15 protein-coding genes are annotated in these 18,192 nt (G+C 45.4%); 4 read left to right on the forward strand and 11 right to left on the reverse strand.

Annotated features, from left to right (window positions below; genetic code table 11):
- Window positions 1-61 precede the first annotated feature (61 nt).
- Window positions 62-598, forward strand: coding sequence for a disulfide bond formation protein DsbB (gene dsbB, locus L9Q40_RS14530; RefSeq protein ID WP_498793705.1), 537 nt, complete (start codon window positions 62-64; stop codon window positions 596-598).
- Between the two features lie 78 nt (window positions 599-676).
- On the opposite strand, the gene L9Q40_RS14535 is transcribed toward dsbB, so the two are convergent.
- Window positions 677-1,285 (reverse strand): SEC-C metal-binding domain-containing protein, encoded by a 609-nt coding sequence (locus L9Q40_RS14535; protein WP_118118961.1) that lies wholly within the window; start codon window positions 1,283-1,285, stop codon window positions 677-679.
- Window positions 1,286-1,454: 169 nt separating this feature from the next.
- On the opposite strand from L9Q40_RS14535, the gene dusC reads away from it, so the two are divergent.
- A complete protein-coding gene (gene dusC / locus L9Q40_RS14540) occupies window positions 1,455-2,423 on the forward strand; it encodes a tRNA dihydrouridine(16) synthase DusC (RefSeq protein ID WP_498793707.1) in 969 nt (322 codons plus the stop codon).
- Window positions 2,424-2,472: 49 nt separating this feature from the next.
- On the opposite strand, the gene L9Q40_RS14545 is transcribed toward dusC, so the two are convergent.
- The 6 genes from L9Q40_RS14545 to yfbV form a co-directional block, all read right to left on the reverse strand.
- On the reverse strand, window positions 2,473-3,936 hold the full coding sequence (locus L9Q40_RS14545) for a sensor domain-containing diguanylate cyclase (RefSeq protein ID WP_498793709.1): 1,464 nt from the start codon (window positions 3,934-3,936) through the stop codon (window positions 2,473-2,475).
- 77 nt (window positions 3,937-4,013) lie between these two features.
- Entirely contained in the window at window positions 4,014-5,840 is a 1,827-nt protein-coding gene (gene malZ / locus L9Q40_RS14550; RefSeq protein ID WP_498793710.1) for a maltodextrin glucosidase, read from the reverse strand.
- 156 nt (window positions 5,841-5,996) lie between these two features.
- A complete protein-coding gene (locus L9Q40_RS14555) occupies window positions 5,997-6,791 on the reverse strand; it encodes an ABC transporter ATP-binding protein (protein ID WP_020335660.1) in 795 nt (264 codons plus the stop codon).
- A complete protein-coding gene (locus L9Q40_RS14560; protein WP_020335661.1) occupies window positions 6,788-7,723 on the reverse strand; it encodes an ABC transporter permease in 936 nt (311 codons plus the stop codon). Before L9Q40_RS14560 ends, L9Q40_RS14555 begins: the two co-directional genes overlap by 4 nt.
- Before the next feature lie 234 nt (window positions 7,724-7,957).
- Complete coding sequence (locus L9Q40_RS14565; RefSeq protein WP_498793711.1) at window positions 7,958-8,923, reverse strand: ABC transporter substrate-binding protein; 966 nt, start codon at window positions 8,921-8,923, stop codon at window positions 7,958-7,960.
- A 377-nt stretch (window positions 8,924-9,300) separates the two neighbouring features.
- Window positions 9,301-9,753 carry a terminus macrodomain insulation protein YfbV gene (gene yfbV, locus L9Q40_RS14570; RefSeq protein ID WP_014232518.1) on the reverse strand — a complete coding sequence of 151 codons (453 nt, stop codon included), beginning with the start codon at window positions 9,751-9,753 and terminating at the stop codon, window positions 9,301-9,303.
- 345 nt (window positions 9,754-10,098) lie between these two features.
- On the opposite strand from yfbV, the gene L9Q40_RS14575 reads away from it, so the two are divergent.
- Together L9Q40_RS14575 and pta are read left to right on the forward strand one after the other, a co-directional pair.
- Window positions 10,099-11,295 carry an acetate kinase gene (locus L9Q40_RS14575; protein WP_014232519.1) on the forward strand — a complete coding sequence of 399 codons (1,197 nt, stop codon included), beginning with the start codon at window positions 10,099-10,101 and terminating at the stop codon, window positions 11,293-11,295.
- Between the two features lie 137 nt (window positions 11,296-11,432).
- Window positions 11,433-13,577, forward strand: coding sequence for a phosphate acetyltransferase (gene pta, locus L9Q40_RS14580; protein ID WP_372377127.1), 2,145 nt, complete (start codon window positions 11,433-11,435; stop codon window positions 13,575-13,577).
- Between the two features lie 77 nt (window positions 13,578-13,654).
- On the opposite strand, the gene L9Q40_RS14585 is transcribed toward pta, so the two are convergent.
- From L9Q40_RS14585 to L9Q40_RS14600, 4 genes are all read right to left on the reverse strand, one after another.
- Window positions 13,655-14,929: an MgtC/SapB family protein gene (locus L9Q40_RS14585; protein WP_014232521.1), complete on the reverse strand. Its 1,275-nt coding sequence runs from the start codon at window positions 14,927-14,929 to the stop codon at window positions 13,655-13,657.
- Window positions 14,930-15,092: 163 nt separating this feature from the next.
- Window positions 15,093-16,043 carry a glutathione S-transferase family protein gene (locus tag L9Q40_RS14590; RefSeq protein WP_498793712.1) on the reverse strand — a complete coding sequence of 317 codons (951 nt, stop codon included), beginning with the start codon at window positions 16,041-16,043 and terminating at the stop codon, window positions 15,093-15,095.
- A gap of 172 nt (window positions 16,044-16,215) precedes the next feature.
- Window positions 16,216-17,208, reverse strand: coding sequence for a murein tripeptide/oligopeptide ABC transporter ATP binding protein OppF (gene oppF, locus L9Q40_RS14595; protein WP_498793713.1), 993 nt, complete (start codon window positions 17,206-17,208; stop codon window positions 16,216-16,218).
- Complete coding sequence (locus L9Q40_RS14600; RefSeq protein WP_014232524.1) at window positions 17,205-18,176, reverse strand: ABC transporter ATP-binding protein; 972 nt, start codon at window positions 18,174-18,176, stop codon at window positions 17,205-17,207. Before L9Q40_RS14600 ends, oppF begins: the two co-directional genes overlap by 4 nt.
- Window positions 18,177-18,192 lie beyond the last annotated feature (16 nt).

The following is an 18,192-nucleotide window of genomic DNA, read 5'->3' on the forward strand; positions in this document are numbered from 1 at the left end:
TATACACGATAAAAAGCTCTGAGTAATCAGAGCTTTTTAATTTTCAGACAGGATTGAAACCGTGAATATTTTTAGATCACTAAACCAGTTTTCCAAGGGGCGCTTATCTTGGATGCTTCTTCTCTTGTTTATCATTTTCTTTGAAGCATGTGCCCTCTACTTTCAGCATGTCATGATGTTGGCACCGTGTGTAATGTGTATTTACGAGCGAGTGGCTATGCTGGGCATTGGCGGAGCTGCAATTATCGGGTTTATTTCACCGAGTAACCCACTCTTCCGATGGCTAGGTCTGATCGCATGGGGACTTAGTGCCTATAAAGGCTTGTTGCTTGCGCTACAGCACGTCGATTATCAGTTCAATCCATCGCCATTTGCTACCTGTGACGTATTCGTTACGTTCCCAAGCTGGGCACCGCTGAACCAGTGGGCACCTTGGATGTTTGAAGCCTATGGCGATTGTTCTGAGATTGTGTGGCAGTTCTTAACGCTATCCATGCCACAATGGTTAACCGTTATTTTTGCAGGTAATCTGGTCTTTCTCGCTCTGGTCGTGATTGCTCAGTTTTTCCCAGCAAGACGTAAGAACCCAATTCTTTAAAACATAAACCCAAATAACGACAAAGCCGACCTCGTGGTCGGCTTTATTAATCTTCGGTATTAAATCAGAACAACCTGATTACTTACCACAACACTGCTTGAATTTTTTGCCACTCTCACATGGGCAAGGATCGTTACGACCCACACCTTTAAATGGATTGAGACTCTTTGCTTTGTTCCCAACCATGAGCTCGTCTGCACCCAATGCCGCCTCACTGATCATCAAGTCAAGTTGATCAATCAAATCACTCAGTGCCGGTGGATTTTCAATACCTGCATCACGCATCTGTTGTTGAGTCGTAGATTCATCGATCGCTAGCATCATCGTCGTGAGCAAAGCTTGCAGCATGCGCTGTAAACCGTCATTGAGCTCGGTACCTTGCCACTGTTCTTCAATCATCGGCCAAACCGACATGAATCCTTCAGCGAAATCAGCCAGTTGCTCGGAATTATTGTCTGTAAGAGCAAGTACTGAATACTCGTTACGCAGAATGCGGTTGTGCTGCTTGTGAATCTGCTCTTCAACCACGGGTTGAATGGCTTTAAAATCAGCGCCTAGTAGCGGCTCTAACCAAGTCTCTGGTGCCAAGGGCTTAGTGGTCAGGTTTGCAGCTAACACAGCCCCTTCAATAAACAGTGAAGATTCATCTAGTTGAACCTCACCCTTTTCAATCAATGTATATTGCATGACATCTGGTTTCCCATAAATTTGCCGGCATTATACCCCAGAGCTTTAACTCAAGTAACCTCGGCATACCGGTTTGATAAGTTTGCGTGCTTCGAGTCTTTTAATGACAAACTAAGCTTACATCGCTACAATCGCCCTCCTTTTATCACCAAACTGTACTAGGCAAACTATGCGAGTTGTATTAGGCCCAATGGAAGGCGTTTTAGACCATTTGATGCGCCAAATTTTGACCGAAATAAACGACTATGATCTCTGCGTGACTGAATTCGTTCGAGTTATCGATCAGTTATTACCGGATCACGTATTCCATCGTTTGTGTCCGGAGCTTCTGCAAGGGTCTCAAACTGCATCTGGTGTACCAGTACATGTTCAATTGTTGGGTCAAGAACCAAACTGGATGGCCGAGAACGCTATCAAAGCGGCTGAGCTTGGCGCTCGTGGTATCGATATCAACTTTGGCTGCCCTGCAAAAATGGTGAACAAAAGTAAAGGTGGCGCAGCACTTCTTCAACATCCAGAGTTGATTCACCAAGTCGTAAAAGCATGCCGTGAAGCGGTTCCTGAAAATATCCCGGTTAGCGCGAAAATCCGCCTGGGTTGGGAAAACCCTGAGGATTGCTTTGAAATTGTCGATGCGATCCAGTCGGCCGGTGCAAATGAACTAACGGTCCACGCTCGCACAAAGCAAGGCGGCTATAAAGCATCGGAGATCAAATGGGAATACATTACGAAGATCCGCGAGCGATTCTCTATTCCATTAATTGCTAATGGGGAAATCTGGAACCACGAAGATGGTCAACGCTGCATTGAAACCACAGGTGTTGATTCCCTCATGGTTTGCCGAGGCGCATTTAACATTCCAAATTTAGGCAATATGGTCAAACACAACCACCAGCCTATGTCTTGGTCGGAAGTAGTTGAATTGCTGATTTACTACTCTAAGTTCGAAATGAAAGGCGACAAAGGGCTGTACTACCCGAACCGAGTTAAACAATGGTTCGCTTATTTGCGTCAATCTTACCCAGAAGCACAAGATTTGTTCCGTGAAATCCGCACCTTTAATAAAGCCGCACCCATCGTTGAACATATTCAACGATATCGCGATGAATTGGTGTCAGCGACATCAAAAGTGGCTTAAGTCTTTAAACATTCAAAAGGGCGACAATTCGCCCTTTTTTACATCCATTTCAGCACGCATAACAAATTTGATTTTTTCCGCTATGCTTTGCCTGATACAACTTTTCATCCGCCGCTTTAAATAACTCATCAAAGCTTTTATCTCCGCCTTCTGAACAGAAAACAACGCCTCCTGACACGGTGAATCCACTGCTAGTGACACGCGTGGAGCGCTCTACGATGGTTTTTCTTACTCGTTCGAGTATCCTCATCATCGACTCACTGTCTTCGCCATATATCGCTAACACAAACTCTTCGCCTCCAAAACGAGAGGCCACATCGGTATGACGTATATTCTCACGAATACACTTAGCGACAAGTTGAATGGCAATATCTCCCACATCGTGACCGTAATTGTCATTAATTGCTTTGAAGTTATCGATATCAAAAACCGCTAATGCCACCTTCTGTTTGGTCATTTTATTGCGCCAAACCGCTTCCATCCCTCGACGGTTTAATAACCCGGTCATCGGGTCTTTTGCAGCAAGATCTTTAAAATAACGTCGTTCAGTGTGCATGTTGACGTAAAAAATCACGATCGTGCAAAGAACATAAATAAACAGCGCGACAATAATGCTGTACTTTTGGAATACGACTAAGTTTTTAATCTCGCTCCACAAATTGTACTCATAATAAAGGCTGTGGTTGGCGCTCAAACGCTCTAGATCAATGGTTTTAATTCGAACGGCATTGTTAGGAAGCGCTTCAATGTTCGAAACTAAATGCAACTTGCCCGCAAAACGCGCCGAGCTGTTAAGCAGTAAATCCAAATTAAAGTCGATAGACAACGCGCCTTGATGAACACCGTTCTCATAGTAAGGCACTGCCAATGAAATGACTTTCCCTTGCATCGAATCTAGGATTGGCCCCGGCCCTGCTAAAGTAATATTAACCTTGTCCTGCGCGGTTTTTTGCCAGAATGGACGTGCCTTCAACGTTAATAAAAGCTCTTTTGTGACGTTCTTCGCGTAGGTGTCAGGCGACGAAATAATGTATCCGCGCTTATCAATGTAATGGATGCCAACGATGTGAGGTTCTATATCATGAAGAAAAGACAGTGATGGTGCAAAGCCCGCTTTTTGTTCTGCTAATTTGTTAATTTCAGAGCCTTTTTCACACAATTTCTCAATACCCACAAGCATGTAATCAAGCTCTGACGGCGGGTTACCTTCATCGACTTCTTGTACGCGCGACATTTGAATGGGCCAAATGTAACAAAAGCCGTCTTTCACTAAGTAACTATGACCTTCAGATAATGGGTTCTCTCTATTGATAAAGTTACTGAAACTGTAATCAAGTGCAGTGAGAACCTTCATACCGCGAACGATCGCACGCTCAATCCGCGCATACTCACTATCTAAGTTGCGGTTAACCGCGTCGTAATAGTTTTTGGCACTGACAAGTAACACCACCACAAATAAAGTAAGCGGGAAAAAAATAACAAATGAGTTGCTAAAACGTCTTTTATTAAACATTCAGTACCATAAGTAAGAGGATGGATGTTGAAGTGAACGAAAATATTCAACTACTCTAATAAAGGTAGACAACAGTGTCACTTTAGCCGCCATATTTTACCGCTCTCCGCAGGAAGATTAATGCTAAGGATATTCTTATAATCAATGACTTCACGATCATCCAATATGTTGTGCAAGCTTTTCGCACTCAGACCTAACTGCCATAGTGGTAGTTCAATACTCACTGCTTTTTCACTGGTGTTGATTGCAACAATGACCGCTTCGTCTTTCAACTGTCTCGCATATACCAACGCGTCATTATGGCAATAAAGCCATTGAATACTGCCGGATTGTAGGCAGTTGAACTTTTTACGAATCTCTATCCAGCGTCGATAAATACCCAACCATTTAGAGTTCGCCACTTCATGCCAAGGGAAACAACGTCGGTTATCAGGGTCTAATCCACCTTCCAGCCCAACTTCGCTGCCGTAATAAAGGCAAGGTGTACCGACATAAGTCATTAACAAAGTTAGCGCGATGTGCATTTTGTCTTCGCTACGGCTTACAAGAGTGATGAATCGCGCCGTATCATGGCTATCAAGTTGATTGAGTTGGGATAGCTGGTTCGCAAATGGAATCTTCGTTCTTGCTTCATCTAACCACTCTTTGAACTCTAATGCATTGATCTGGATAGGATCGTACATGATATCTTGCTTGGCAATAAATGCTCTTACGGGATGAGCAAAGCCGTAATAATTCATTGCTCCATCTTCTTGATCACCCTGTAGCCACTGAGTTGCCTCAAAAAAATGTTCTCCAAGGACATAGGCATTCGGGTTCACCGACTTTGTCGCTTTACGGAACGCTTCGACGTAATGAGCGTTATTTTTTGCTCCTTCTCCCTCTCCGAGCATATGAATCACATCAAAGCGCCAGCCATCAACTGAGTAAGGGGCTTTTAGCCAGTGTTTGATCACCGCGTGTTTGCCTTGATAAATGTAATCCCGCACCTCTTTATTCTCGAAGTTCAACACAGGTAAACTGCTGATACCTTTCCAGCCGATGTAATGATTGCTGTCATCGTCAAAGAAATAGTAATTGCGATACTTCGAGGCCGGATGGCCATATGCCCCATCATCTTCCATTTTCACATCAAACCAAGGATGGTGAACTGAAGTGTGATTAAATACTGCATCCAAAACAATTTTCATTTGCTTAGAACGTATCTTGTTGCACAACTGAGCAAACTGCTCATTGCTTCCAAACATTGGGTCAATGTTGAAATAGTCAGTGGTGTCGTATTTATGGTTACTCGGAGAGCGGAAGACCGGATTGAAATACAAAGCTGTCACGCCCAGATTTTCAAGATGATCCAGCTTCTGCTCAACGCCGTGCAGGTCGCCACCAAAAAACTCTTTGGCTCCGGTATTCTGGTGCTCCCCAACCGCTTCCCCCCATGACTTTACTATCGCTTCAGGATTGTATTCGCCATAGGCTTGTCGAATCGATTTTTCATCCTTACTTGGAGCAAAACGGTCTGGAAAAATTTGGTAGAAGATCTGCTGTTGTACCCATGTCGGTGGCTGGTTATTCACATTCAATTTAAAGTGAAACTCTTTTGGCGGAATACGCGACTGTACGCCTCTTCCATCCAGCCAAAACTGCTGCTCGCCCAGAACGAGCTTAAATACGTAGTGAGAGACATCTCGGTCCTTATTAGGGGCAAAGGTTGCTTTCCAGAGTTTTAGTTCTCCAGAAGTTCCCGCCGGATGCATTTCAGTCAGATATTCTTCGTTATCAGGCTCGGAGCGAACATAGACACGATCAAAATCCAGGCTCTCCGTCTTAAGCGTGACTGTTATAGCTTCTTCGTTGAAAGAAAGACCATCCAACGTCTGACTGTGGAAAATGAAAGGAAGGGTCATAGCAAATATTCCTGTAGCGGGCATATGCGATGACTTTACTATAGCCAGAATAAAAATCCTCCTTGTGAAACGGTCCGTTAGTCACGTTTCTCAAGGAGGATCACGTTCGGTAGGTATCATTAACCATAACCGAAGTCAGGTAACGTACTGTGCTGACTAATTGAGCAACAAACTATCGTCGGACAGTTCTTCACCACGTACTTTCGAGAACATTTCCAGCAAATCTGGTACCTGCATATTTGCTCTTTGTTCCCCTGCTACATCCAGCACAATTTCCCCCTGATGAAGCATCACGGTTCTGTCGCCACAAGCCAATGCATCTTTCATTGAGTGGGTAACCATCATCACGGTTAAATTAAACTCGTTCACGATACGTTTGGTCAGATCAATAACAAAAGCAGCCATACGCGGGTCAAGCGCCGCCGTGTGTTCATCGAGTAGCAGAAGCTTACTTTCCGACAGGGTTGCCATTACCAAACTCACTGCTTGGCGTTGACCACCGGACAACAAGCCAATGCTATCCCCCAGCCTATCTTCTAATCCCAAACCAAGAATACTGATTCGGTCTTGGAACAACTTTCGGCGCTGGGATGAGAGTGCCAGTCCCCAACCACGCTTTTTGCCACGCATGTAAGCCAGTGCCATGTTTTCTTCAATGGTTAATTCGCCACAAGTACCAGCCAATGGGTCCTGAAAGACCCGCGCACATTGAGTCGCACGCTGAGCCACGGTTTGTCGGGTCACGTCTTTACCATCGATAATCACTTGCCCGCCAATCATCGGGGTTTCACCAGTCGTAGCACCTAGTAACGTCGATTTACCAGCACCATTAGAACCAATGACGGTAAGAAACTGATGTTCAGGCACCTCTAGAGATACCCCTTTTAACGCTCGGTTCTCCAGAATAGTTCCAGGGTTGAACGTCACTTGGATATTATTGAGTTCAATCATAATGTCTCCCCTGAACCTTTTTTAGATGCGGCCTGTTTAGCATCTGAAACTCGTTGTTTCGCTTTCATGCGCTGTTTTAGTTTTGGTGCTATCAATGCGACCGCAACCAGCACAGCAGTAACAAGGTTTAGATCGGATGCCTGCAAGCCAAACATTCCAGAGCTCAAAGCAAACGCGACGGCAAGACGGTAAAGAACAGAACCAACGATAACGGCTAACACTGCCACCCAAATCTTGCGCCCAGGGATCAAGGTCTGACCTAAAATCACCGCAGCTAGGCCGACAACAATGGTACCGACCCCAGATGTTACGTCGGCAAAGCTGTTAGTCTGTGCAAACAGTGCGCCTGCAAAGCCAACGAAACCATTGGATAAAGCCAAACCAAAGAAGGTGTAAAAACCTGTGCTGGCACCTTGAGCAGAAACCATTCGGGCGTTGACGCCAGTTGCTCTTAGACCAAGGCCAAAGTCACTGTTGAGCAAACGAACCACAAAAAAGGCTGATAATAAAACTAGCACCCCAACCACAAGTGGACGCACGAACATTGAGTCGCCCATCGCTTCAAACGGTGTCAGGATCGTATCTTCGCCGAGTAGCGCCATATTGGGCTTACCCATAATACGAATATTGATGGAAAAGGCGGCGATCATGGTAAGAATTGAGGCCAAAAGGTGCAAAATACCGCAGCGGACAGCCAGAAACGCGGTAACCCAGCCCGTCATAGCACCGGCTATAATCGCCATACCTGTGGCTACCCAAGGATTAATTCCAGCAACAATTGCTGTCGCGGCAACTGCAGCTCCCATAGGGAAACTGCCATCAACACTTAGATCGGGAAAATCGAGTACACGAAACGTGAGGTATACGCCCAAAGCGACCAGCCCATAAATCAAGCCAATCTCAAGAGCGCCAAAAAATGCAAATGCAGACATAAAACGGCTCCTTTCTGCATGTTCAGATCAATATCGGGATCTGAAAGTAAGACTTCTCACTTCAGTCAGGGCGAACTTATCAACTCAAACTCAAGTCTATTCGAACAAGGTTCAGCTTCACTCAGAAGTTTAAACATTCTCGGTAAAGTAATAAGCCAATGACATGACTTATTACTTTCGCCAATGCAGTTAACTTGCTCGAATGAGTCGAATACGCCCCAAAAAAAAAGCGACTTATTGCATGCTTGTTGCACGTTCTACGACTGAACTCGGTATTTGGATACCTAGCTTAGAAGCAGCCTCTTGATTGATCACCAAGTCAGAACCTGTTGCGACTTTTACGTCTAATTTGCCCGGATCCTGACCATCAAGAATCGCCGCGACATAATCCGCGGTTTGAACACCTACTTGGTAGTAGTCAAAGCCAAGGCCTGCGATCGCGCCTTTTTCAACATAAGATGTGGCACCACCAAATACTGGCGTCTTAGACTGATTCGCAGCAACGATCATACCTTCGATTGCACTTGCCACTGTGTTGTCTGTCGGTGCGTAAATGATGTCAGATTTTGCAGAAATGGCCTGAGTCGCGGATTGTACGTCGGCACTTTTCAGAGCCGTTGCTTCTACAACTTCAATCCCTTTCGCTGCTGCGCTCACTTTTAGAAGTTCGACCAAGGTTACCGCATTGGCTTCACCTGGATTGAAGACAACACCGATACTTTTCACTTGAGGCAGGATCTCTTGGATAAGCTCAACATGCTGGGCAACTGGCGACAAATCAGAAAGTCCAGTCACATTCTGACCAGGCTGTTCCATGGTTTTAACCAGTTTTGCACCAACTGGGTCCGTTACCGCAGTAAAAACAACTGGGATTGAGCGCGTTGCGGAGACGAGAGCTTGCGCAGATGGCGTCGCGATACCGACTAAAACATCTGGGCTTTCACCAACAAACTGGCGAGCAATCTGAACCGCGATAGCAGGGTTACCTTGTGCCGTTTTGTAATCAAACTCTAGGTTTTTACCTTGTTCATACCCTTTCGCCTTCAAGCCGTCTAAGAGTCCCTGACGGGCAGCATCTAATGCTGGATGTTCCACAATTTGTGAAACCGCAACAGTCGCTGTATTAGCAATAGCACCAGCAGAAGAAAGAACGGCAGTCGCAGATAAAATTGCGGTGGCAAGTAAACGTTTCGTTATCATCATAACTCCTTGATGTGTCTTCGTCCTTGTTCTGCGAACATTCACCTTTTGGTGTACGCTCGCAAGCCCCAAAATGGGAAGGCGTTTTTTGTTGTGTTTGTAATAAATTTAGCTGTGCACTTCTTGTGCATCTTATTTTTATTATTACTACTAAGTCTCAGTAAAGAAAAGAAACATTTAACAGTAAAACAACAATTGTGATCGCGGAGTAGTAATCGAGTCGCGCAAAATCAACGAGAAAGGGGGAAATCTTTGTCAGGGTGAACGAAAAGCGACAAAAAGAAGTAGATCGATAGGATTATTGAAGAGGACGTAGCACAAAAAATGGAGTGGCTTGTACGCACTCCATTTTTCTAAATTTCACGATGTTGGCTTGTTTAGAACCAACGCTCTAACGAGGATTTATCTAACTGCCTAAAAGCACGATTTAAGATTAACGCCAGTTCTTTGTAACGAGGCTTTGTCTTGACTGGTTCTAACGCGAAACCACTCTCAACTATTTTGTGGTGCAGCTCTCTATACCAGGTAGCCAGAGAAGGAGGCAATTTAGTATTTGAACGGGCACCTAACCACCAAATCCCCTGCAACGGTAAACTAATAGCGAACAAGGCAACAATGATCGACTGAGGCAGCGCACTATAGTTGTTAAACGCCATTTGAGTGAGGACGCTGATCGCAGCAACCGCTGGCATGACTTTAATGCCAAATCGCGTCGCTTTAATGATTCGCTGCTCTGGAAATACGGCATTCAGCTCTTTACGAACCGGCCAGATCTCCATGTAGTTTTGGCCATCTTTCAGGCTATGGATCAATCCGACTTTATTACTCATACCACTCTCTCACTAAAAAATAGTTGAACGTTTCAACTGAAGGTGCAAAAAATTGATGAAAATTAATATTATTTCAAATTTTTTTTGTTATCATTGCCCATTATCGCTATCCTTTGCAGGCCCTCAACCTCATTGTTGCCGTTATTTACAATTTAAGCAACTCTGAGGTCACTATCTGCAAGGAACGCGTCATCGTGATGAGTGGGCTCATCACTATATCTTTATATGGAATTAGAACAATTTTTGACCAAGATTAGTACGCACCCTTGCTGGTATCGACTATTCTTGTGATTAATTTTTCATTCTTTAACTGATTTTGATCAGACGAATAACAGGTAGTCATACATGTCTAAGCTAGTTTTAGTTTTAAACTGCGGTAGTTCTTCTCTTAAATTTGCCGTAGTTGATGCCGAGAACGGCGACGAGCACTTATCAGGTCTTGCTGAGTGTCTTCACCTTCCTGAAGCTCGTATCAAGTGGAAACTTGATGGCAAGCACGAAGCTCAACTAGGTAACGGTGCAGCTCACGAAGAAGCACTAGCGTTCATGGTAGAAACTATTCTTGCTTCTAAGCCAGAGCTTTCTGAAAACCTAGCAGCTATCGGTCACCGTGTAGTACACGGCGGCGAGAAGTTCACTCAGTCTGCTCTTATCACTGATGACGTACTGAAAGGTATCGAAGACTGTGCAACACTAGCACCTCTTCATAACCCAGCACACATCATCGGTATCAAAGCAGCTCAAAAATCTTTCCCAGCACTGAAAAACGTTGCTGTGTTCGATACTGCATTCCACCAAACAATGCCAGAAGAGTCTTACCTATACGCTCTTCCATACAACCTGTACAAAGAGCACGGCATCCGTCGCTACGGTATGCACGGTACTTCACACCTATTCATCACTCGTGAAGTTGCAGGTCTACTGAACAAGCCAGTTGAAGAAGTAAACATCATCAACTGTCACCTAGGTAACGGCGCGTCTGTATGTGCAGTTAAAAACGGTAAATCAGTAGATACTTCTATGGGTCTTACTCCTCTAGAAGGTCTGGTAATGGGTACTCGTTGTGGTGACATCGACCCTGCGATCATCTTCCACCTACACGACGCACTAGGCTACTCTGTTGAGAAAATCAACACGATGCTAACTAAAGAGTCTGGCCTACTAGGTCTGACTGAAGTGACTTCTGACTGTCGTTTCGTTGAAGACAACTACGGTGAGAAAGAAGAAGCAACGCGTGCAATGGACGTGTTCTGTCACCGTCTAGCTAAATACGTAGCGGGTTACACTGCATCAATGGACGGCCGTCTAGATGCGATCACTTTCACTGGCGGTATCGGCGAGAACTCTGGTCCTATCCGTGAAATGGTTCTAAACCGTCTAGGTATCTTCGGTATCGAAGTAGACAGTGAAGCAAACCTTAAAGCACGTTTCGGCGGCGAAGGCACTATCACTACTGCAAACAGCCGTATCCCAGCAATGGTAATCTCTACTAACGAAGAGCTTGTGATTGCTGAAGACACTGCACGCCTAGCAGGTCTTTAATGCATAAACTGGCTAGCCAATTGGCTAGCCAGTTTTTCTTCCAAAGAGCTTTCTTTAGGGGCTCAGCTCCTATTCTTTGAAGATCATGGAATAAGAATTGAGCTTTTATCTCTCCCAATAGCAAAGGTACTCTACGAATGTCTCGTACTATTATGCTTATCCCTGCAAGTGCTGGTGTTGGTTTAACTAGCGTAAGCATGGGTGTTCTTCGCGCTATGGAGCGCAAAGGCGTTAAAGTTTCTTTTTACAAACCTATTTGTCAGCCACGCAGTGGCGGCGATCAGCCAGATCTAACTTCAACTATCGTTGGCCACAACAGCGATATGAAGATCGGCGAATCTATGGCGATGTCTGTTGCTGAAAGCCTGATCGGTAACGACAACATGGATGAGCTGCTAGAAACCATCGTTGAGCGTTACAACCAAATCAATAAAGATGCAGATGTAACTCTAATTGAAGGTCTGGTACCAACTCGTAAGCACCCATTCGCTAACCAAGTGAACGCGGAAATCGCAGCAACACTTGGTGCTGAAATTGTTCTAGTGGCAACGCCTGGCACAGATAACCCAGCTCAGCTTAAAGAGCGCATCGAAGTAGCATGTTCTAACTTCGGCGGTACTAAGAACAAAAACATCTCTGGTGTTATCATCAACAAGCTAAACGCACCTGTTGATGAAGCTGGCCGTACTCGCCCTGACCTGTCTGAGATCTTTGATGATGCAGACAGCGCGAAGCAAAACGAAATGAAAGTGATGGAGATCTTCAACACTTCTCCAATTCGTGTACTAGGTTGCGTGCCATGGAGCATCGACCTGATTGCGACTCGTGCTATCGATATGGCGAAACACTTGAATGCTGATATCATCAACAAAGGTGACATCAACACTCGTCGCATCAAGAGCATCACGTTCTGTGCGCGTTCTCTGCCAAACATGATTGAGCACTTCAAACCAGGTTCTCTACTTGTTACTTCTGCAGACCGTCCGGACGTAATCGTTGCTGCTTCTCTAGCGGCAATGAACGGTGTTGACATCGGTGCTGTACTGCTAACTGGCGGTTACGACATCCCACGCGAAATTGAAGGTCTATGTAAGCCAGCATTCGAAACAGGCCTACCTATCTTCAAAGCTCAAGGCAACACTTGGCAGACTTCTCTAAACCTACAGAGCTTCAGCATTGAAGTACCTGCAGACGACAAAGAGCGTATCGAATTCATTAACGAGCACGTTGCTGGTCACATCGACGGTAACTGGATCGAGTCAATGACTGAAGGTACTCAGAAGTCTCGTCGTCTAAGCCCACCAGCATTCCGTTACCAGCTAACTGAACTTGCTCGTAGAGCCGGCAAGCGCATCGTTCTTCCAGAAGGTGATGAGCCACGTACAGTGAAAGCTGCTGCTATCTGTGCTGAGCGCGGCATTGCAGAATGTGTGCTTCTGGGTAACCCAGCAGAAATCCGTCGCGTAGCTGCACAACAAGGTGTTGAGCTAGGCGCTGGCGTTCAAATCATCGACGCTGATGCTATCCGTGAAAACTACGTTGCTCGCCTGGTTGAGCTACGTGGTGCGAAAGGTATGACTGAAGTTGTAGCTCGTGAGAAACTACAAGACTCAGTATTCCTGGGCACAATGATGCTTGAGAACAACGAAGTTGATGGCCTGGTTTCTGGTGCTGTTCACACTACGGCGAACACTATCGTTCCTCCGTTCCAAATCATCAAGACTGCACCTAATGCGTCTATCGTTTCTTCAGTATTCTTCATGCTTCTGCCTGATCAAGTACTGGTTTACGGTGACTGTGCAATCAACCCAGATCCAACGGCTGAACAGCTTGCTGAAATCGCTATCCAATCAGCAGATTCTGCTGCTGCATTCGGTATCGACCCACGCGTTGCAATGATCTCTTACTCTACTGGTGAATCTGGTAAGGGTGCAGACGTTGATAAAGTGCGTGAAGCTACGAAACTAGCTCAAGAGAAACGTCCTGATCTTATCATCGACGGTCCTCTACAGTACGACGCGGCTATCATGGAAAACGTTGCTGCTTCTAAAGCACCAAACTCTCCAGTAGCAGGTAAAGCGACGGTATTCGTATTCCCAGACCTAAACACGGGTAACACGACTTACAAAGCAGTACAACGTTCAGCAGATCTAGTATCTATCGGTCCAATGCTGCAAGGTATGCGCAAGCCTGTAAACGACCTGTCTCGTGGCGCGCTAGTAGACGACATCGTGTACACAATCGCTCTAACAGCAATCCAAGCAACTCAAGAACAGAAGTAATTCTTTTCTCTGCTTGATTGAATATTCAAAGCCCTCGATTCGTCGAGGGCTTTTTTGTTGCGAGTTTACTGAGCTGGTTACGAAATAGCTAAGAACATTACCCCACCGACAATCACACACCCGATCATCACTGGCGCGACTCGGTGCCATAACCTCCTCTCGCCTAAAGCCACCACCATTCCCATTTTCACTATGGTATTTACCGAAGCGGCAATGAGGATACCCAGCGCCGCGGTGGTTACACTCAAGTGCAGGACACTTTGCCGACCAAGAGCCAATGAAATTGCATCCACATCAGTGATACCTGATACTGCTGAGAGCATCAAAACCCCCGCATCGCCAAACCAATCTGAGAGCGCATGTGAGAGCAACATGATCACCGCCAGTACAACACCAAAAAAGAGAGCGGACTGCAAAGCAAGAGGATTAGTTTGCTTATTTGATTGCTCCACCTTTTCCATTTCACACCGTCTCCATATCCACCAAGCCGGTAAGTAAAGTGCAACCATCATCGCGAGTACGATTGGCCAAAGCATTTTCACTAATGGAGGGTTAATAACAGAGAGTATGAACAAGAGCCGTGGGAACATGGTTCCACAACTTATTAAGATGCCACTTGCCAGCAGCGGGCTAATTGCAGGCTGTTCACGAGACAGATGGGAAAACTGTAGGGTCAATGCCGTTGAAGAACTGAGGCCAGCAAAAACGGACGTAAATAAAATCCCCCGCTTCGCGCCGCCAATTTTAATCGCAAAGTAGCCAACAAAAGAAATACTGGCGATCAACACGACCATCCACCATATCTCGTAAGGATTTAAAGCTTTCCATGGCCCATAAGTTTTATCAGGTAAGAGTGGAAGTAAAACGATAGAAATGAGAAGTAAGCGCAGAGCTGCATCTAATTCGTACTCTTGTAACTTTTGCAATGCCTCATGGAGCTCTCTCTTATTATCCAGAACCAGAGCGGTTATCACGGCCGCGGATGCAGCAAGTACCGCTTCGCCAGCCACCGCTAAACTGCCTAAAACGAACGTCACCAGCAGACTTACTAAACCAGTGATACTGACATCACCGCTGTTCTTTTGCTTAACAAAAAACGCGATGCAAGCCAAAATCACCAACGCGATCAGAGCAAAGCCAAGCAGTAACGGGGAATAGTGGGAAGCGAGAATTGCAACCAGACCACCAAGCAAGCCGACCAAAGAATAAGTACGAATACCTGCGACCCGGCTGCCTTCAACACTATTGCGCTTCACCCATCCGCGCTGAATGCCAATTATCGACCCTAACAGAAGAGCAATCAGCAAATTCCAGATTTGATGCTCGCCAGATGCAAACTCGTTGATATCCATACCTCACCTCGCTAAAAGATCGGTTCTATATCATTAGTTTATGTCATGTACTGGAATAATCTGTGATGCTTGGGGAAATAACCGATAAAACAGCGTATAAATGCATATCGCTTTAGTAAGGAGATAACAAAGCGCCATAGAAAATGACGCTTTAGCAGAAGAACTAATTTGAAAGTGGTTCACGACCGTGAGGCGACTCTAAATCTAAGTCCGGGCCTTTTGGTACAACCTGTGTTGGGTTGATTCCTGTATGACTGAAATAGTAATGACGTTTAATGTGGTAGAAATCCGTCGTCTCTGCCACACCATCGACTTGATAGAGTTCTTTTAAGTAGCCCTGAATATTGGTGTAATCCGCAATGCGCTTTTTATTACATTTAAAGTGCCCAACATACACAGCATCAAAACGTACTAATGTAGTAAACAGACGCCAGTCAGCCTCGGTGATCTGATTGCCTGTTAAATAACGATGTGTCGCCAGATGCGTATCAATTTTATCTAACGCAGAAAACAGTGAATCAAAAACTTCTTCATACGCTTCCTGAGTTGTCGCAAAACCACAACGATAAACCCCATTATTCACATTCGGATAGATAAAATCATTCCACTCATCAATAGAGGCTTGCAAATGTTCAGGGTAGTAATCATCTTCGTTACCCGTTAACTCATTAAATGCTGAGTTGAACATACGGATAATCTCAGAAGATTCATTGGATACAATCGTATTGGTTTGTTTATCCCATAAGACAGGAACGGTCACACGCCCACTATAGTCTGGCTTAGCTTGGGTATAAACTTGATGCATACGCGTATGGCCAAACAATGGCTCAGGTAAGCCCATCTGCCAGCCTTGGCTAAGCATGTCCGGACAAACAACCGTGACATCAATATGCTGTTCTAGCCCTTTGAGTTTTCGAAAAATAAGAGTTCGGTGCGCCCAGGGGCAAGCAAGAGAAACATACAAATGGTAACGACCAGATTCTGGCTGGAATTCTGCATCCGGCTCATTCTTGATCCAATTACGAAAACCTGCGTCTTCGCGGACAAATTTACCGCCGCTTGATTTCGTATCGTACCAGACGTCGTGCCAAACACCTTCGACCAATTTACCCATCTTCGTTCTCCTCTCGTTCTATTTTCCTCTATATTAGCGATTCGTGACGAACAGAAAACAACCGGGCTTCGGACATGACGTTCAAGAAATTTGAATAAGTGCTCGGTTAGACATAAAAAAAGCGCGCCCCTAATTAAAGAGCCGCGCTTAAGCCCGTCACAGGCTGAATGACTTACACTTGAACGTGTAAACAAGATACCGCATGAACATCGTTACCTTGAATCGTCGGTTTTGTCTTCGCACATTCTTCCGTGGCCTGTGGGCAACGAGTACGGAAGACACAACCCGATGGTGGGTTGATTGGCGAAGGAAGATCACCTTCCAGCATTTGGATTTTCTTTTGACGTTCGATATTCGGATCTGGAATTGGTACAGCCGACATCAATGCACGCGTGTATGGGTGTTTAGGATCAGCAAATAGTGCGTCAGCTTCACCAAGTTCTACGGCGTTACCCAAATACATAACCAGAACACGGTCAGAGATATGTTTTACCACAGACAGATCGTGTGCAATGAATACCAAAGATAGACCAAGCTCTTTCTGAAGCTCTTTAAGCAAGTTCACAACCTGAGCCTGAATCGATACATCCAGTGCTGATACAGGTTCGTCACAAATGATCATTTTTGGCTTAAGGATAAGTGCACGTGCGATACCAATACGCTGACACTGACCACCAGAGAACTCGTGCGGATAGCGGTTGATCACGTTTGGTAGCAGACCTACTTTCGCCATCATCTCTTTAACGCGATCTTTGATCTCTTGCTTTGAAAGCTGTGGATAAAAGGTTTCTAGCGGCTCAGCAATGATGTCACCAACCGTCATACGCGGGTTCAGAGAAGCCAAAGGATCCTGGAAAATCATTTGGATTTCTTTACGCGTTTCACGGCGCTGAACATCTTTCATCTTAGTCAGGTCTTGACCTAACCACACCACTTCGCCGTCAGTCGCTTCTACCAAGCCGATGATAGCGCGCGCAAACGTCGACTTACCACAGCCTGATTCACCTACAACGCCCAGAGTTTCACCTTCGTACAGACGGACATTAACACCATCGACTGCTTTTAGGTTTGAAGGCTTAGACCAAGGCCATGCTGATTTTGCTGCAATGCTAAAGTGAACTTTAAGTTCTTTAACATCGAGTAGTAATGATTTATCTACACTCATTTTTTCCAAGCCTCCCACTGCGAAAAACATGCGCGCTGACGACCATCACCAAACGGTGTCAGAATTGGCGCTTCTTGCTTACAACGGTCCATTACACGGTGGCAACGTTCCTGATAAGGACAGCCAGGTGGTAGGCGAAGTAAGTTTGGTGGGTTGCCCGGAATAGTTGGCAGGATCTCACCTTCAGTATCTAAACGAGGAATCGCCTTCAGCAGGCCTTCTGCGTATGGGTGGCTCGGATTGTAGAAGATTTCATCAACCGTTCCGTATTCCATTGTACGGCCAGCGTACATTACCAATACTTTGTCACAAGAACCCGCAACAACACCCAGGTCGTGCGTGATCATGATGATTGCGGTATTAAACTCGTCTTTCAGTTCGTTAAGCAGATCCATGATCTGCGCCTGAACGGTTACGTCTAGTGCCGTTGTCGGTTCATCAGCAATCAACAGTTTAGGACGACATAACAGAGCCATTGCGATCATTACACGCTGACGCATACCGCCTGAAAACTCGTGCGGATACATGGTAATACGCTTGCGGGCTTCTGGAATTTTCACCGCTTCAAGCATACGTACCGATTCTTCAAATGCTTCCGCTTTACCCATGCCTTTGTGAAGCATCAATACTTCCATCAGCTGATCACTAACCTTCATATAAGGGTTTAGTGACGTCATTGGGTCTTGGAAGATCATCGCGATCTGCTCTGCTCGAACTTTGTTAAGTTCTTTTTCAGGCAGGTTCAGGATCTCTTTGCCTTCAAACTTTGCGCTACCAGAAATGATACCGTTTTTAGCCAGCAGACCCATGATTGCGAATACGGTTTGAGATTTACCTGAACCTGACTCACCTACGATACCTAAGGTTTCACCCTGGTTAAGAGAAAAGTTCAAATCGTTTACTGCGGTTACGATACCATCTTGAGTGGTAAACTCGACGCGCAGATCTTTGACATCTAATAAGCTCATCGTTGCTTCCTTAATC

The organism is Allocatenococcus thiocycli, from assembly GCF_921292965.1.
GTDB lineage: Bacteria > Pseudomonadota > Gammaproteobacteria > Enterobacterales > Vibrionaceae > Vibrio > Vibrio natriegens.

Bases quoted from the DNA above. Each gene is read 5' to 3' on its own strand.
- L9Q40_RS14535 (WP_118118961.1), bottom strand. From the start codon at position 1,285: ATGCAATATACATTGATTGAAAAGGGTGAGGTTCAACTAGATGAATCT.
- dusC (WP_498793707.1), top strand. From the start codon at position 1,455: ATGCGAGTTGTATTAGGCCCAATGGAAGGCGTTTTAGACCATTTGATG.
- L9Q40_RS14545 (WP_498793709.1), bottom strand. From the start codon at position 3,936: ATGTTTAATAAAAGACGTTTTAGCAACTCATTTGTTATTTTTTTCCCG.
- malZ (WP_498793710.1), bottom strand. From the start codon at position 5,840: ATGACCCTTCCTTTCATTTTCCACAGTCAGACGTTGGATGGTCTTTCT.
- L9Q40_RS14555 (WP_020335660.1), bottom strand. From the start codon at position 6,791: ATGATTGAACTCAATAATATCCAAGTGACGTTCAACCCTGGAACTATT.
- L9Q40_RS14560 (WP_020335661.1), bottom strand. From the start codon at position 7,723: ATGTCTGCATTTGCATTTTTTGGCGCTCTTGAGATTGGCTTGATTTAT.
- L9Q40_RS14565 (WP_498793711.1), bottom strand. From the start codon at position 8,923: ATGATAACGAAACGTTTACTTGCCACCGCAATTTTATCTGCGACTGCC.
- yfbV (WP_014232518.1), bottom strand. From the start codon at position 9,753: ATGAGTAATAAAGTCGGATTGATCCATAGCCTGAAAGATGGCCAAAAC.
- L9Q40_RS14575 (WP_014232519.1), top strand. From the start codon at position 10,099: ATGTCTAAGCTAGTTTTAGTTTTAAACTGCGGTAGTTCTTCTCTTAAA.
- pta (WP_372377127.1), top strand. From the start codon at position 11,433: ATGTCTCGTACTATTATGCTTATCCCTGCAAGTGCTGGTGTTGGTTTA.
- L9Q40_RS14585 (WP_014232521.1), bottom strand. From the start codon at position 14,929: ATGGATATCAACGAGTTTGCATCTGGCGAGCATCAAATCTGGAATTTG.
- L9Q40_RS14590 (WP_498793712.1), bottom strand. From the start codon at position 16,043: ATGGGTAAATTGGTCGAAGGTGTTTGGCACGACGTCTGGTACGATACG.
- oppF (WP_498793713.1), bottom strand. From the start codon at position 17,208: ATGAGTGTAGATAAATCATTACTACTCGATGTTAAAGAACTTAAAGTT.
- L9Q40_RS14600 (WP_014232524.1), bottom strand. From the start codon at position 18,176: ATGAGCTTATTAGATGTCAAAGATCTGCGCGTCGAGTTTACCACTCAA.